This is a genomic window from Rhodococcus sp. IC4_135 (assembly GCF_011602025.1).
In the GTDB taxonomy this organism is placed as follows: domain Bacteria; phylum Actinomycetota; class Actinomycetes; order Mycobacteriales; family Mycobacteriaceae; genus Rhodococcus_F; species Rhodococcus_F baikonurensis.
The window spans coordinates 132,444-148,031 of record NZ_JAAOLG010000004.1 but is presented as its reverse complement, the minus strand read 5'-3'; the positions used below and the strand labels follow the sequence as shown (position 1 = coordinate 148,031).

The 15,588-nt window shown below is 64.4% G+C and carries 15 protein-coding genes and 1 riboswitch; of the genes, 9 read left to right on the top strand and 6 right to left on the bottom strand.

The genetic code is table 11. The annotated features are described in order from the left end of the window. Positions 1 to 2: 2 nt before the first annotated feature. Complete coding sequence (locus G8767_RS10935; protein ID WP_166810168.1) at positions 3 to 383, bottom strand: PPOX class F420-dependent oxidoreductase; 381 nt, start codon at positions 381 to 383, stop codon at positions 3 to 5. 203 nt (positions 384 to 586) lie between these two features. On the opposite strand from G8767_RS10935, the gene G8767_RS10930 reads away from it, so the two are divergent. Continuing rightward, positions 587 to 2,227 (top strand): GMC oxidoreductase, encoded by a 1,641-nt coding sequence (locus G8767_RS10930; RefSeq protein WP_166810167.1) that lies wholly within the window; start codon positions 587 to 589, stop codon positions 2,225 to 2,227. Between the two features lie 39 nt (positions 2,228 to 2,266). Here the strand turns inward: G8767_RS10930 and cobN are convergent, their stop codons facing one another. Continuing rightward, positions 2,267 to 5,887 carry a cobaltochelatase subunit CobN gene (gene cobN / locus G8767_RS10925; protein WP_166810166.1) on the bottom strand — a complete coding sequence of 1,207 codons (3,621 nt, stop codon included), beginning with the start codon at positions 5,885 to 5,887 and terminating at the stop codon, positions 2,267 to 2,269. A gap of 63 nt (positions 5,888 to 5,950) precedes the next feature. Beyond that, positions 5,951 to 6,036, bottom strand: a riboswitch (cobalamin riboswitch). Between the two features lie 74 nt (positions 6,037 to 6,110). Between cobN and cobG the strand changes: the two genes are divergently transcribed. From cobG to G8767_RS10880, 8 genes are all read left to right on the top strand, one after another. Then, positions 6,111 to 7,253, top strand: a complete 1,143-nt coding sequence (gene cobG / locus G8767_RS10920) for a precorrin-3B synthase (protein ID WP_166810165.1) — start codon at positions 6,111 to 6,113, stop codon at positions 7,251 to 7,253. 19 nt (positions 7,254 to 7,272) lie between these two features. Beyond that, complete coding sequence (locus G8767_RS10915) at positions 7,273 to 7,899, top strand: precorrin-8X methylmutase (RefSeq protein WP_007729839.1); 627 nt, start codon at positions 7,273 to 7,275, stop codon at positions 7,897 to 7,899. Next, a complete protein-coding gene (gene cobJ / locus G8767_RS10910) occupies positions 7,896 to 9,383 on the top strand; it encodes a precorrin-3B C(17)-methyltransferase (protein ID WP_166810164.1) in 1,488 nt (495 codons plus the stop codon). The genes G8767_RS10915 and cobJ overlap by 4 nt, the downstream gene beginning before the upstream one ends. A gap of 26 nt (positions 9,384 to 9,409) precedes the next feature. Continuing rightward, positions 9,410 to 9,769, top strand: coding sequence for an HNH endonuclease signature motif containing protein (locus tag G8767_RS10905; RefSeq protein ID WP_078377497.1), 360 nt, complete (start codon positions 9,410 to 9,412; stop codon positions 9,767 to 9,769). Between the two features lie 289 nt (positions 9,770 to 10,058). Continuing rightward, complete coding sequence (locus tag G8767_RS10895) at positions 10,059 to 10,298, top strand: PLDc N-terminal domain-containing protein (RefSeq protein WP_095970109.1); 240 nt, start codon at positions 10,059 to 10,061, stop codon at positions 10,296 to 10,298. 77 nt (positions 10,299 to 10,375) lie between these two features. Then, positions 10,376 to 10,945, top strand: a complete 570-nt coding sequence (locus tag G8767_RS10890; protein ID WP_166810162.1) for a dihydrofolate reductase family protein — start codon at positions 10,376 to 10,378, stop codon at positions 10,943 to 10,945. A gap of 81 nt (positions 10,946 to 11,026) precedes the next feature. Next, entirely contained in the window at positions 11,027 to 12,058 is a 1,032-nt protein-coding gene (locus G8767_RS10885) for a helix-turn-helix domain-containing protein (RefSeq protein WP_166810161.1), read from the top strand. Continuing rightward, complete coding sequence (locus G8767_RS10880; protein WP_346842977.1) at positions 12,048 to 12,806, top strand: nucleotidyl transferase AbiEii/AbiGii toxin family protein; 759 nt, start codon at positions 12,048 to 12,050, stop codon at positions 12,804 to 12,806. Before G8767_RS10885 ends, G8767_RS10880 begins: the two co-directional genes overlap by 11 nt. A 213-nt stretch (positions 12,807 to 13,019) precedes the next feature. Here G8767_RS10880 and G8767_RS10875 read toward each other — a convergent pair whose 3' ends face one another. The 4 genes from G8767_RS10875 to G8767_RS10860 form a co-directional block, all read right to left on the bottom strand. Next, positions 13,020 to 13,802, bottom strand: coding sequence for an alpha/beta hydrolase (locus G8767_RS10875; RefSeq protein ID WP_166810160.1), 783 nt, complete (start codon positions 13,800 to 13,802; stop codon positions 13,020 to 13,022). A 200-nt stretch (positions 13,803 to 14,002) separates the two neighbouring features. Continuing rightward, positions 14,003 to 14,518: a DUF1990 domain-containing protein gene (locus tag G8767_RS10870; protein WP_095970105.1), complete on the bottom strand. Its 516-nt coding sequence runs from the start codon at positions 14,516 to 14,518 to the stop codon at positions 14,003 to 14,005. Further along, positions 14,518 to 14,877, bottom strand: a complete 360-nt coding sequence (locus tag G8767_RS10865) for a VOC family protein (protein ID WP_095970104.1) — start codon at positions 14,875 to 14,877, stop codon at positions 14,518 to 14,520. Before G8767_RS10865 ends, G8767_RS10870 begins: the two co-directional genes overlap by 1 nt. 10 nt (positions 14,878 to 14,887) lie before the next feature. Beyond that, positions 14,888 to 15,529, bottom strand: a complete 642-nt coding sequence (locus G8767_RS10860) for a ScbR family autoregulator-binding transcription factor (RefSeq protein WP_095970103.1) — start codon at positions 15,527 to 15,529, stop codon at positions 14,888 to 14,890. Positions 15,530 to 15,588 lie beyond the last annotated feature (59 nt).

Here is a 15,588-nt window from a genome sequence, read left to right as displayed (position 1 = left end):
GGTCAGGCTGCAGTGATGGCAAGTCCGATCGTTCCGGTCTTGCCGCGGCGCAGGAGACTGCCTTTCACGGTGATCCAGCCCAGGATTCCGTAGCGACGCGCGATCGCGTCGCGAGCATGATCGGTGCCCGGTCCGTCGAGGATCTCGGCGACGGCGGCAACCGGTTCACCCTTCGGATTTCCCCGAGCGTCACACGCAGCCACGGTGACTGACGGGTTTCGCCTGATGCGCTTGACCTTGTAGGAATCTGTGACGGTCCACATCAGGAGCTTGTCGCCGTCCGGTGCGGCCCAGAGCGGAGTCGCCACCGGCGTTCCGTCCTTGCGGAAGGTCGTGAGTAGGACGTATTTGGCCTCGGAGACACGCTTGAAGTCGGGGTTCACTCCTCGAGGATAGGTGTGAGTGCCTCCCGCTGAACACAGACCAACTTCCGCGACTATCTGGCGACCGCTCAACCTCGGATGAAACATGCCACTTATGCACGATTTATCCGGTTTCCTGAGGCATTGAAGACGCCGTTTCGTCCACAAACTCCACCTCGAGTTATTCTGAGGCAAATCGTCGAACTGGGGAGTCGAACAAACACATGCAGCGTCGTGACTTTTTCAAAGCGGCCGGGATGGGCGCAGCCGTTGCAGCCGCGACACCGCTCATGTCGACCTCGATCAGCCACGCCGCCCCCGCACCTCTGCGTGAGCTACCGATGGGTGCCGATCACTACCGCGCACTCGTCCCCGAGTTGTTCGCACCCTCGCCTACTCCCCCGGAGCATTCCGAGGCCATAGTCGTCGGTTCAGGTTTCGGCGCCAGCGCCACCGCTCTCCGGTTGGCGCAGAGCAGCACGCAGGTCACGATCCTCGAGCGCGGGCTTCGCTGGCCGCACGATCCGCAGCGGGAGATTCACACCTCCGACATGCTGGCCGACGGCCGCGGAGTGTTCCGGCGAACATCGTTCACCAACCTCACTGGGCTTCCCGTGGTGTGCGACTACTTCAGCGGCGTCCTCGATGCCACCGACTACGAACACATCTCGGTCTGGCGCGGCGCTGCCGTCGGCGGTGGTTCCATCATCTTCACCGGCGTGATGATTGCGCCCGAGCGCCGATTCTTCGATGCAGTCTTCGGCAATTCCCTCGACTACGACGAGATGGCGTCCACCTGGTACCCCAAGGTGCGCCAGATGTTGCGTCTGAGCCCGTTGCCCGAAGACATCTACCAAACCCCGAACTTCGGCCACTCCCGTCGTTGGGATCAGGACGCTCGTCGTGCCGGCTTCGATCCGCAACGCATCGACGGGATCTGGAACTGGGACGTGGTGCGCTCAGAACTCGACGGCCGAACCCGAGCCTCGGCCACCGTCGGGGACAGCAACATGGGTAACTCCAACGGCGCGAAGTTCGACCTCACGCAGAACTACATTCCGGCCGCCGAAGCCACCGGACGAGCCACCGTCTGTTACGGGCATCAGGTGCTCGCGATCAGTCGCGAACGTGATGGACGCTACGTCGTCGACGTCGAATCGACGGATCCGACGGGTGCCGTTCTGGCCCGGAAGACACTCACCTGTGACCGTCTGTTCCTCGGCGCAGGCTCGATCGGCACGTCCGAGCTGCTGGTACGTGCCCAGGCGACCGGCGCGCTGCCGAACCTCAACGAACACGTCGGTAAGGGCTGGGGAACGAACGGCGACGCCGGGATGGTGCGCTCGTTCGGCTTCAGTGACGGCACTGCGCAAGCCGCACCGTCGGCATCACGCATCGTCGACGAGTCGGGAATGCCACTCTCCCTGGAAAACTGGTACGTCCCCGGGCTACCCGTCAACATCGGCATGCTCGGAACCCTGGGTATGACTCTCGACTCGCAACGCGCCGACTTCGCCTATGACGGCGGCTCCGATCGGGTTGTGCTGAACTGGCCGAAGAACGGCAACGACGCCACCGTCGAGGCCCTGCGCGCCGTCCAGAACAAGATGGCGTTCGCCGGAACCACGCTGCCGTCGGCGTTGCCGTTCGCGAAGGACGTCAATTCCTCGTTCACCGCACATCCCCTCGGCGGTGCGGTTCTGGGCAAGGCCACTGACGGCTACGGGCGAGTCAAGGGCTACGACGGCCTGTACGTGATGGACGGCGCCGCCATTCCGGGCAGCACCGGCACCGTCAATCCGTCACTGACCATCACTGCTCTGGCGGAGCGGAACATCGCTCAGATTATCAAGTCCGGACGCTGAAACACGTCAGCGCCCGGGCCTGCCGGTAATGCTCGAGGTCTACTCCCCCTCGAGTTCGCCTTCGGTTTCGAGGTACACCTGACGCAAGCCGTCGAGTGTCTTCTGCTCGGGGTGCTCCCACATGTTGCGCTCGGCGGCTTCGAGGAGACGCTCGGCGATTCCGTGCAAGGCCCACGGGTTGGATTGCGTCATGAACTTCTGGTTCTGCTCGTCCAGAACGTAGGTCTCGGCGAGCTTTTCGTACATCCAGTCCGCGACCACGTTGGTGGTGGCGTCGTACCCGAAGAGGTAGTCGACGGTGGCCGCCATCTCGAAGGCACCCTTGTACCCGTGACGGCGCATGGCGTCGAGCCAGCGGGGATTGACCACGCGCGCGCGGAAAACACGCGCGGTCTCTTCCGAAAGTGTGCGTGTGCGAACCGATTCCGGCCGAGTGCTGTCGCCGATATATGCCTCGGGCGACTTTCCGGTCAGCGCGCGCACGGTGGCAACCATGCCGCCGTGGTACTGGAAGTAGTCGTCCGAATCGGCGATGTCGTGCTCACGCGTGTCGGTGTTCTTGGCCGCCACGTTGATTCGACGGTATGCACTGCGCATGTCGTCGGCTGCCGGGATTCCGTCGAGCCCACGGCCGTACGCGAAGCCGCCCCAGTTGGTGTAGACCTCGGCGAGGTCGTCGTCACCGCGCCAGGTCTTGGAGTCGATGAGTTGCAGCAGTCCGGCGCCGTAGGTTCCAGGTTTCGAACCGAAGATACGGGTGGTCGCACGCCTGGCGTCGCCGTGCTCGGCCAGGTCGGCCTGTGCGTGGGCGCGCACGTAGTTCTGCTCGTCCGTCTCGTCCAGTGCCGCGACCAGCTGAACGGCGTCGTCGAGCAGTGCGAGCACATGCGGGAATGCGTCACGGAAGAATCCGGAGATGCGGACGGTGACGTCGATGCGCGGGCGGCCGAGTTCTTCGAGAGCGATGACTTCGAGGTTGACGACGCGTCGGCTTGCCTCGTCCCAGACGGGGCGAACACCGAGGAGCGCGAACACTTCGGCGATGTCGTCGCCGGAGGTACGCATGGCGGCGGTTCCCCACACCGACAGACCCACCGAGCGCGGGTACTCGCCGTGATCGGCGAGATAGCGAGCGGCGAGCGACTCGGCCATCGCCTGACCGGTCTCCCACGCCAGGCGTGAAGGAACTGCCTTGGGGTCGACGGAGTAGAAGTTACGACCGGTGGGAAGAACGTTGATCAGGCCGCGCAGCGGTGACCCGCTCGGGCCGGCGGCGATGAATCCGCCGTCGAGCGCGTGCAGGACCTGCTTGATCTCGTTGTCCGTCTGCCGCAGACGCGGAACCACTTCGGTGGCGGCGAACTGCAGGATCTTCACGACGGTCTCGTCGTCGCTGAGGTCTTCGGCGGCAGCGGGGTTCCAGTCGGCCTCGTACATGCCGCGAACCAGAGCGTGCGCCTTTTCCTCGACGTCGTCGACACGGCTGCGGGACTCGTCGCCGTCTTCGCTGAGCCCGAGAGCCTCACGCAGACCAGGGACGCTCTGTTCGCCGCCCCACATCTGACGGGCACGCAGCATGGCGAGGACCAGTTCGATTTCGGCGTCGCCCTGGGGGGCACGGCCGAGAATGTGCAGACCGTCGCGGATCTGAACGTCCTTGATCTCGCACAGCCAACCGTCGACGTGCAAGAGCATGTCGTCGAACACGTCTTCTTCGGGCCGCTCGGCGAGGCCGAGGTCGTGGTCCATCTTGGCGGCACGCATCAGTGTCCAGATCTGCTGGCGAATAGCCGGGAGCTTGGACGGATCGAGTGCGGAAATGTTGGAGTGCTCGTCGAGCAGTTGCTCGAGGCGGGAGATGTCGCCGTAGCTTTCGGCACGGGCCATCGGCGGGATCAGGTGATCGACGAGCGTCGCGTGAGCACGACGCTTGGCCTGTGTTCCCTCGCCCGGGTCGTTGACCAGGAACGGGTAGATCAGCGGCAGGTCGCCGAGCGCTGCGTCGGTGCCGCAGTTGCTGGACATGCCGAGCGTCTTGCCCGGCAACCACTCGAGGTTGCCGTGCTTACCGAGGTGAACGACGGCGTCGGCGCCGAATCCGCCGTTGTCCGGTGTCGCGGCGATCCAGCGGTAAGCCGCGAGGTAATGATGGCTCGGCGGCAGATCCGGGTCGTGGTAGATCGCGACGGGCTTCTCACCGAATCCGCGGGGCGGCTGGACCATGAGGACGATGTTGTTGAATCGCAGTGCCGCGATGACGATTTCGCCGTCCGGATCCTGCGATCGGTCGACGTACAGCTCGCCGGGCGCTGCGCCCCAGTGTTCCTCGACCCCACTGCGCAGTTCCTCGGGCAACGTGGCGAACCATTCGCGATATTTTGCGGCCGAGATTCGGATCGGATTGCCCTCGAGCTGCTCGGCGGTGAGCCAGTCGGGATCCTGGCCACCGGCCGCGATCAGGGCGTGGATCAGCGCGTCGCCGTCCTTCGCCGCCAGGCCGGGTACTGCGTCAGGACCGTCGACGGGACCGAGGTCGTAACCGGCAGAACGCATTTCAGTGAGAAGGTCGATTGCGCTCGCCGGAGTATCGAGGCCGACGGCGTTGCCGATACGAGCGTGCTTGGTCGGGTAGGCCGAGAGCATGAGTGCAACGCGACGCTCGGTGGTGGGAATGTGGCGCAGCTTGCCATGGCGGACCGCGATACCGGCGACACGGGCAGCGCGCTCGACGTCGGGGACGTACGTGGACAGCCCGTCGGAGTCGATTTCCTTGAAGGAGAACGGGACGGTGATGATGCGACCGTCGAACTCCGGCACCGCGACCTGCGTCGCGACGTCGAGAGGCGACAGTCCGTCGTCGTTCTCGTCCCAGGTGGAGCGGCTACTGGTCAGGCACAGGCCCTGCAGGATCGGGACGTCGAGTGCAGCGAGTGCAGCGACGTCCCAGGCTTCGTCGTCGCCACCGGCGGAGGCGGTCGCGGGCTTGGTGCCGCCGGCAGCAAGAACTGTGACGACCATGGCGTCAGCGCGGCGGAGTGTGCTCAGAAGTTCGGCTTCTGCGGTTCGCAGAGATGCGCAGTAGATCGGGAGCGCGGTGCCTCCGGCCTCGGCGACGGCGTCACACAACGCCTGGATGTACCGGGTGTTTCCGGCCAGATGCTGGGCGCGGTAGTACAGAACTGCGATGACGGGACCGGTCGCCGAGTCGAGGTCGGGCGCGAAATCAGCGATTCCCCAGGAAGGCAGGTGAGCCGGCGGCTCGAAACCGTGGCCGGTGAGCAGAACGGTGTCGGAGAGGAAGTGGTGCAGCTGTGCCAGATTCTGCGCGCCACCCTCGGCCAGGTAATTGTGGGCTTCGGCAGCGACGCCGGCGGAGACCGTCGAGCACTCCATGAGGTCGGCGTCCGGCGCGTGCTCGCCGCCGAGAACGACTACGGGGAGTCCGGAGGCGAGGACCATGTTCAAGCCGTCTTCCCAGCTGCGACGGCTGCCGAGGATACGAACGATCACGAGGTCGACGCCGTCAAGCAAAGGCGGCAAGTCTTCCGAGACCAGCAAGCGTGAGGGGTTGGCCCAGCGGTAGGAAACTCCGTCGCCGGCTTCCTGGCTGGCGCGGGCGCTCAGCAGATCGGTGTCGGATGTGGAGAGCAGAAGAATCACGGGTGAAGCCTTCCTGGGGTTTCGCGCCCCGTGGCACAGATCTGTCATCGACGGCGGTTGAGGGTCTGACTCGTGTTTCCGAGCGGAAACGCGTCCCGCTCGAGCAACACTCACAGTGGCGCGACCGCACCGGACTTTCACCGGTTTCCTCAACTGCCGTCACTGGTGGTGGTGATGCTACCGGTCCGCAGAAGGCACTCATGACAGGTCGTACCCTGGAGCCATGCCCACGGACCGTTCACAGCCAGACGCGTGCCCGGGTGCACTGCAAGTTCACCACGCCGCCGACGGCGCACTGGCACGCGTGCGCCTACCCGGCGGACTCCTCACCCCCGCCCAATTGCAGACGCTCGCCGACGCAGCGCGCGATCTGGGCAACGGCCAGATGGAACTCACCTCGAGGGGCAACGTCCAACTGCGCTCGGTCTCGGACCCCGAGGCCTTCGCAGCGCGAATCGCGTCGGCCGGTCTGCTGCCGTCCGCGACGCACGAGCGAGTGCGCAACATTCTCGCGTCCCCACTGTCCGGCCGTATCGGGGGCGTCGCCGATATTCGTGAACTGGTCCACCGGCTCGATTCCGCCATCCAAGCGGATCAGGCATTGGCGGGCCTGCCCGGGCGAACCCTGTTCACCCTTGACGACGGGCGCGGAGACATCACCGGGCTACGGGGCGATTTCGGACTCCACGCGCGCAGTGCCACCGAACATTCACTGGTGCTCGCGGGTCACCACACCACTCACCTCGTACAGGCGGACGACGCCGTCGAATTGCTCCTCGAGGCGGCTCGATCGTTCCTCGACGTCCGCGACAAGCATTGGCGCCTGGCTGAAGTTCCGGACGGAATCGAGCGCACCCTCGAGCAGTTGGGTCTGAGCGCCGAGTCCACCGGTGCGGCAGATCTCACGGCGGATGCACGGCCCACCATCGGTTGGCTCGAGCAGCGAGACGGAACGGTCGCCCTGGGCGGCGGCCTGCGATTCGGGCTGCTCGACGCTCGGCTGGCCGAGTTCCTCGCCGCCGTCGACAAGCCCGTTGTCGTGACGCCGTGGCGATCGGTGCATATCTTCGACCTCGACGAATGGGCTGCCGAGCAGGTAGTCCGGGTGTTGGCGCCGATGGGGTTGATCTTCGACGAGAACTCACCGTGGCTCGACGTCACCGCCTGCACCGGAAGCCCGGGATGCGAGAAGTCGCTCGCCGACGTGCGCACCGACGCGATCACCGCCGTAGAGCAGGCAGAACTGCCCGTCGTCGGGCGCCAGCACTGGGCCGGGTGCGACCGCAGCTGCGGACGTCCCCGCGGGGACGTAGCGGATGTGATTGCGACGGGTGACGGTTACCGGGTGAATCCGGCCGATCGGTGATGCCTCTATCGTGTGGCACATGATCGAGTACATCCGTGACGGCGCGGAAATCTATCGCCAGTCCTTTGCCACCATTCGGGCCGAAGCCGACCTGAGCCGTTTCCCGGCGGATGTCTCGCAAGCTGTAGTGCGCATGATTCATGCAAGTGGCCAGGTCGATCTCGTCGACGACGTCGCCTTCACTCCCGGTGTCGTCTCGGCTGCGCGTGCCGCTCTGCGCGACGGCGCGCCGATTTTCTGCGACGCCCAGATGGTGGCTGCCGGGATCACGCGCAAGCGTCTGCCCGCCGGTAACGACGTCATCTGCACCCTCGGCGATCCGCGGGTTCCCGTGCTGGCGTCGACCATCGACAACACTCGCTCGGCGGCTGCTCTCGAACTGTGGGGAGCCAAGCTCGAGGGCGCTGTTGTCGCAATCGGAAACGCACCCACCGCACTGTTCCATCTCCTGAACCTCATCGAAGCCGGCGCGCCCCGTCCGGCCGCCATCGTCGGAGGCCCGGTCGGCTTCATCGGCGCTGCCGAGTCGAAGGAAGCCCTCATCGAACACGCCAGCGGGATCGATCATCTCGTGCTCCGCGGCCGACGCGGTGGCAGCGCGATCACTGCGGCCGTCGTCAACGCGATTGCGAGCGAAGTCGAATGAGCGCAGGCAAGCTCTGGGGTGTCGGTATCGGCCCCGGCGATCCCGAATTGGTGACCGTCAAGGCCGCCCGCGTCATCGGCGAGGCCGATGTGATCGCATTCCACTCCGCGCGGCACGGCAAGAGCATCTCCCGAGCAGTTGCAGCGCCGTACATGCGCGACGGCCAGATCGAAGAACACCTCGTCTACCCCGTCACCACCGAGACCGTCGATCATCCCGGCGGATACCAGGGCGCGATGGACGAATTCTACGAAGCAGCTGCCGAACGGCTGGCAGTTCACCTCGCGGCCGGTCGAACCGTCGCGTTGCTCGCCGCCGGCGATCCGCTCTTCTACAGCTCCTACATGCACATGCACAAGAGGCTGGCCGATCGCTTCGACGCCGAAGTGATTCCCGGCGTCACCTCCGTCAGCGCGGCCTCTGCTGCCCTCGGAAAACCGCTGGTCGAGGGTGAAGAAATCCTCACGATCCTGCCCGGAACATTGCCGCAGGCCGAGCTGACCAGGCGGCTCAAGGAAACCGACGCCGCAGCCATTCTCAAGCTCGGACGTACGTTCCCGCCTGTCCTGCAATCGCTCGAGGATTCCGGCCGCCTGGGCGAAGCGCACTACGTCGAACGCGCGAGCACCACACGTCAACGCGTCGAATCCGCTGCCGAGGTCGACCCGGACGGAGTTCCGTACTTCTCGATCGCCATCGTTCCGAGCCCGTCGAACAACCCTCGACCCGCAGCCGAGTCGCGCGGCGAGGTGGTCGTGGTCGGACTCGGGCCGGGCGACACCGCCTGGACCACACCCGAAGTGGCGTATGAGCTTTCGTTGGCCACCGACCTCGTCGGCTACGGCCCGTACGTCGATCGCGTGCCGACGCGTCCGGGCCAGCGGCGCCATTCCAGCGACAACCGCGTCGAAGCCGAACGCGCCGCGATGGCGTTGGACCTGGCGAAGAACGGCGCCCGTGTAGCTGTCGTCTCGTCGGGAGATCCCGGCGTATTCGCCATGGCTGCAGCAGTTCTCGAAGTTGCCGCCGAAGACCAGTGGCGCGGCGTCCCGGTCCGCATCCTTCCCGGTATGACGGCGGCAAACGCTGTCGCCAGTCGCGTCGGCGCTCCCCTCGGGCACGACTATGCGGTGCTCTCCCTCTCCGATCGCCTCAAGCCGTGGGATGTCGTCGCTCGCCGTATCTCGGCAGTTGCAGCCGCGGACATGGCGTTTGCGGTCTACAACCCGGCGTCCAAGTCCCGGACGTGGCAGGTCCAGGCCATGAAGGACCTCGTGCTCGAGCACCGCTCCCCCGAGACTCCTGTTGTCATCGGGCGCGATGTTGCCGGCGCCGAGGAATCCGTTCGCGTCGTGACCCTCGGTGAGCTCGAGCCTTCCGAGATCGACATGCGGACTCTGCTGATCGTCGGCTCCTCGATGACAACCGTCGTCGAAACCGGTTCGGGCCGTCAGGTGTTCACCCCGCGGCGCTACCCGGAGTGACCACCACTCGGCGATAGCATGGCGTCATGCCCGTCAACCGGACCCGGAAAGCCAGATACGCGCGCAAACGCAAACGCCGAATGGATCTGGTGGAGCACGACCTGTCCGTCGAGCAATGGTCCGCGCTCAAAGCGGCCTGGGGTGGCTGCGCGTACTGCGGCGAGCCGGACGAGTCGCCGCAACGTGACTGTGTGCTGGCGATCTCCCGCGGTGGGCGCTACACGCTCGACAACATCGCACCGGCGTGCCGCTCGTGCAATGCAAGCAAATGCAACAGCGAGGTCACTCTCTGGTTGCGGCGCAAGGGGTATGACGAGAAGGCCTTCCTCCTGCGCCACGCGGAGATCGGCATCGAGATGAGGGCTCAGTTCTCGGAGCAGTCGTGACGACCTCGGACGAGTTACGCCCGATACTCGACGAGTTGATGGAGTTCGAACCTCTGTTTCACCGAACTCGAGTAGCGCTGTCGCGAGACGAGTTCGATGCGGTCGTCGACCCGGGGTTCCGCGAAATCGGACCCACGCTGAACAGGATCGCGCCTGACTCTTACTTGGTGACGTATCGGCTGGCCCAGGCGCATCGGGTTACCGAGCGATCATCTCTCTGGCGGTTCACGGAGAATCGATGGAGTGTGCTGTTTCATCAAGGAACAGTCGTGGAAAGTGGTCTCGAGGCGTGAACGAATCGACCCACAACCCCACCATTCCGCTTTGGATGGACATCACTTTCACCGTCTTCGTTCTTGCCTGGATCTTCATCACGATTAGCGCGCTCGTGGCGATCATGCGCACCGACTTCGATCGCTCGGGCGGCAAGTTCTGGTGGTCGGCACTGGTGATCGCGGTGCCTGTACTCGGTGCGCTCGTCTGGTTGTTGTTCGGACGACCCCCGCGTGACTCCAGGTCCCGAACCTGATCTACACCGACGGCCCGGCAGTAGTCTGAGTACGGTCCGGTGCTGTCACTCTGCTCGTATCAGGGGAGAACAACGAGATGAGACTACTTCGATACTCGATCAACGTCACCCTCGACGGCTGCTGTCATCACGAGGCGGGGCTACCACCCGACGAGGATTCGATGCGCTACTGGACCGCTCAGATGGAACGAGCCGATGCTTTGCTGTTCGGCCGGGTGACCTACGAGATGATGGAGTCGGCGTGGCGGCGTCCCGCAACCGGCGCGTGGCCTGACTGGATGGACGAGTGGGAGATCCCGTTCGCCGAGACCATCGACGAGGCCAAGAAGTACGTCGTGTCGAGCACGCTGAGCGGGGTCGATTGGAATGCCGAGCTGGTGCCGGGCGACTTGGGGCCAGCAGTTCAGCGACTCAAGGAGCAGCCCGGCGAAGGCCTGTGGGTTGGCGGCGTGACACTCCCCCTGGCATTGGCAGACCTGGGACTGATCGACGAGTACGAGTTCCTTGTGCAACCGGTCCTCGCCGGCCACGGACCGACGTTGCTCGCCGGCCTGCGCGAGCGCATCCAACTCGAGCTCGTCGATCGCCACGAGTTCCAGTCGGGCGCAGTCGCCGTGCGATATCGGCCCGCTCGGGTACCGACATGATGTGAATGCGCGAAGAGCTGCATCAACCATGTTCGGTGTTCGGTATTGACCGAACGCCGAACATGCTGAAACGATACACACGTGAACAACCAGGCTTCCGCCATTGAGGATTTCGTGATCGACGCCTTCGCAGAATTGGGCATCGACGCCCAACCACCAATCCGCGAACCCGGCACCGGCATCGACCTTGTGCTGGACCCAGACGGTCTTGCCGTCCCAATCCAGATGAAGTACCGCTCTCTGGTCACCGACCAGGTTGCCGAACGACTACTCACCGAAAACCAGTCCACGGACACGACATTGTTTGTCGTCTCGGACCGCCTCACCGAAACCGCGCGCGCGATCCTCGTCCAGCGACGCTGCGGCTACCTCGATCTCCGCGGACGACTTGCCATACGTACAGGCAGCATGGTCATAGACGCCGAAGTAAAGACGCTCCAGAAACGCCTTGAACGGTCGGAAGCACTCGGCGGCAAGGCCGGCCTCGAGGTCGCAGTTTCAGTGCTCATGCATCCCGAGCGAACTTTCGCGGTGCGTGAGCTCGCGAGGGAGTTGGGTCGTTCCCCCAGCACGGTCTCGGAGATACTGGCTGCCCTCCGCCGCGACGGTTTCGTCGATGCGAGGAATATGCCGACGAGCACCGACCTGTTCTGGCAGGTCGCCGAGCGCTGGCCGAAACCCCGCGTTCACTTAGCTGCGCTCCCGTCTCGGGGCGATGCAACTTTGATGCGACCACTGCGGCTCAATCTCGACACAATCGAGAAGGAACCGGGTTGGGCTTTGACCGACTCTGCGGCGGCCGCTATGTACGGTGCGCCCTTGGCATTCCGCTCAGACCAAACCCTCGACTTCTTTGTCCCCGACCCGTCGACCCTCCGGCGCGCTACTACCCTGCTGGGAACTTCAGCCTCTGCGATGCAGGCGAAGGCCACGTTGCGGGTCGCGCCTGTACCCGCAGCCGTGAATCACCGCGTCAATTTCGACTCCAACGCGCTCGAATGGCCACTCACACATCCGTTGTTCGTCGCACTCGATCTCGCCCAAGACGCCGGACGCGGCCGGGAGATCTTGGACGCATGGACACCCGACGTCCGGTGGACCCGTGTCTGGTAGCCGAGTCACCTTTGCCGGTGATGCGATGGCCGCCGTAGTTCAGGGTGTTATCGAGGTCCGGTCACTGCTCGGGGGGCCGCCTGTCATCGTAGGCGGACTCGCCGTATTGTCGCGGTTGTCGAATCCCCACCGAGCCACGGTCGACCTCGATCTTGTGGATCGACTTCTCGGCGATATCCCCCAACTCGAAGTCCTGCGTTCTGCCAACGGCGCTGAGCCTGTCGAGCCGGCAGCCGTCTTACTCCCCACGCCGTACGGATCAGTGAAGGTCGACGTGCTCGAAGTCCGTCAGATCGAGATCGACCACCCCAGCGACGATCCTGGCGATCGTCTCCACGCTTCAGCGCACGCGTGGGCCAACGACACCGCCAGCGACATGACCATCACGGTGATCCGGGCCCACGGCAATCTTGTCGAGGCCACAACCCCAGTTGCCGAGCCGGGCCCACTTATCGCGATGAAACTTCAGGCGGTGATGAATCGTTCCGGAGACAAACAAGGCACTGACCTTCTCGACATCGTGCACCTCGCGCTCGACGCAGCCACCCGCCCCGTGGCGATGGCGCAAATCAGCTCCGTCGATGTTGCCGTTGCCCGCGACATCGCCCTTCACGTCAATCTGTGGTTCAAGGAGAGACGAGAGCAGTCTCTCCAGCGGATCCGAGCAGCGGGCGACCGAGATATCGCCGCCGACGACTTCGATCTGGTCGCCGAATTACTCACTGACGCAACAGATCATCAACGCTGACCACAAACGGGCTATGTTGGACGCGGGAACCGGCCCGGGTGACATTAGCGAAAAACTCCCGTAAGTAGGGTGTCGACGTGTTCGACGATCTGCTCACCGCCTGGGCCTGTGTCCTCCCCGTTGTGAGCGCGTCGCGGAGTCCGGGCGGGCACGCCATATTGGTCGACTTCGTATCGGCGCCCGGCGGCGCCGGACGCCGATACGTGTTTCACGTCAGCTCACAGGAGCGCCACCGCTCCCGCCGAGGTGGCGAGCGAAGAACCGAGCCGAACTGTCGCGCTCGTAGTCGGGCACTGGATAGTGCCTGCCTGAATAAGCGTGCAGCGTCTTCTCCTTCGAGCCGAAGGCATCGAACAACGCCACTCCTGCCGTGCGGTCGTAATCCTTGTCGTCCCAAGGGATCCGGTACTCGACCGGGACGGCGAGCTTTCGTGCCGCCTCGACGAGGGAGTCGTCCACAAAGACTCCCCCGAAGCTCACGGCAGCGATCCTGGACTCGACCGGGGCCAACATCAGCCCGGTCACGACTCCTAGCGACACGCCGCCGAAGCCGATCGGAGCGTCGGCGTCGACCTCCGGCAGCGCTTGCAGGGCGTCGAGGGTCGCCTGCCACTCCGGCACTGCACGCTCCGCCAGCGACCGGTTGTACTCGACGACGATCGGGGCGATCGGCTCGCGGGCCGCCCGGGCCTGATAGATCGCCTCGACCCACTGTTCGTCCTGGGCGTTCCGCGGCCGGTCGCCATGTCCGGGCGCATCGATTGCGGCGACCGTGAACCCGTGGGAGCTCACGCTGTGGAGCGCACTGGCAACAAGACCTGGTGCCTTCTTGTGCATGCCGCCGGAGTGCCCGGACAGCAGAAGTGGTGATCCGACGGATCCGGATGCGGGTGACCAGAGGACACCGGTGATGTCGTCTACAACGAAATGCCGTTCGACGACACCGTTCGACGTTGTCTCGGAAGTGAATTCGATGGTCTGAGAATGAGATTGCATGGTGTTACCTTTCGGGAATGCCTAGTCGAGGCGCTCCCGGCGACACCTACGTCAATCGCCGATCCGTGAACACGAGTGGGAGCACCCACATGGTTACTGCGTTCATGGGTCTCACCTCCTGGCGTGTTGTCACGGTCTCGCACAAGCTATCAACCCGAACCCAAGCACGTCCAATCATTTTCCAGCGCGCCCGATGGTGGTCATACCCGCGATCGGTCGACGCTCTCGCGGACGGCGCGGATGTAGCGGCGCGTGACAAACGCTTGCACTCGACGTCCGATCGGAGCGCCGAGACGCACCCACCACGTTCCCGGCTGGGAGAACGCGATGATCTCGATGCGAACTGCTTTGCTGGTCTCGTCGAACTGGACGACAAACAGCTCCTCCCCACATTCGGGGTGGCCGGCGCGGGTTCCGTATGCGAAGCCCTGGCGATTCGGTTCGTCGACGACGTAGACGATCCGAACTGGGATAGTCACCGGACCGAGTCCGAAGGTCGCATCGTGGCCCGCCACCGCGGTCGGGGCCGCCGTACGGACGGTCAGACCGGCTCCGCGGTGCATTCCCCAATTCAGGACGGTACGAGCGGCAACCTCGAAATCCTCACGTCCGGATCCGACAGTCGCGCTCTCGTGAACGTGGTGATAGCCGGCGGGGAGAACGCCGGACGTTGCGCCCACCTCGAGGTACGTCAGCCCGCCCGGGCCGGACGCCATCACGGCTCGCGTCGGTGGCTGAGGATGTTGATCACGTGACCGTCGGGGTCGGCAGCGAAGAACCTGCGCACACCCCACGGCTCCTCCGTGACGGGATAAACGATGGTGTCGCCGCGCTGCACCGCGGCCTCGTACGCTGCGTCGAGATCGTCCACCTCGACGGAGACGTCAGGAACCACGGGCGCATGAGCGTCGTGCGTCATGACGCTGATCTGCAAGGCCGGATCCGTCGGCGAAGCCAACGTCACGATCCACCCGTGATCCATGACAACTTCGAGGCCCAGCACTTCGGTGTAGAAGCGCTGCGCGGCCTCGAGCGAACTACTCGACAGATCCGAAACTATCCGCGTGACGGCCATGTCCCGCAGGTTACGCCGCCGCCGGAGTCCACCGCGACTTGACGAGCCGTTCGATGTCACCGGAAAGTTCGTCGCTGACGATTCCTGGAAGCAGGATCTGCCACATCTCGTCGACACGATCCGGAAGATCCGAGCGTCGGGTGAGAACGTTCGAAACCAGCTGTACCCCGGTGAATGCCGAGGGCATGAACCTGCCGAACGATTCTGCGCTGACCGATTTTCGGATTTCACCTTTCGCCTGAGCTCTGGCGGTGAGATCGGTGATTGCCGAGATCCATTCGGCGTACGGTTCCACCGGCCCCTCGTACGTGCTCAATTCCAACGTGAGGCGAATGCCCGCGCGAACGATCGGCTCGTCGACAATCTGGCGTGCCATTTCGTGCGTGAGCATGATCATCTGTTCCAACGGGTCCTTACCGGTCGCGGAAATCGCCTGCACCGATTCGATCGAGAGCCGATGCTGTTCGGCAATGATGAATTGGGCGAGCTCGTCCTTCGACGCGAAGTGGAAGTACAACGCGCCCTTGGTAGTACCGGCCCCCGAGACTATGTCGGCCATGCTGGTGCTGCCGTAACCAGTCTTCTCGAACTGCGCGGCCGCGCCGGCAACGATTTGCTGCCGAGTCAGCTCGGCGCGTGCTTGCTTGACCACTGAATCCCTCTCGTCCTCCCAAGGCCCCCGCCCTGCAAACCCCACGGTTCGCGCCACAC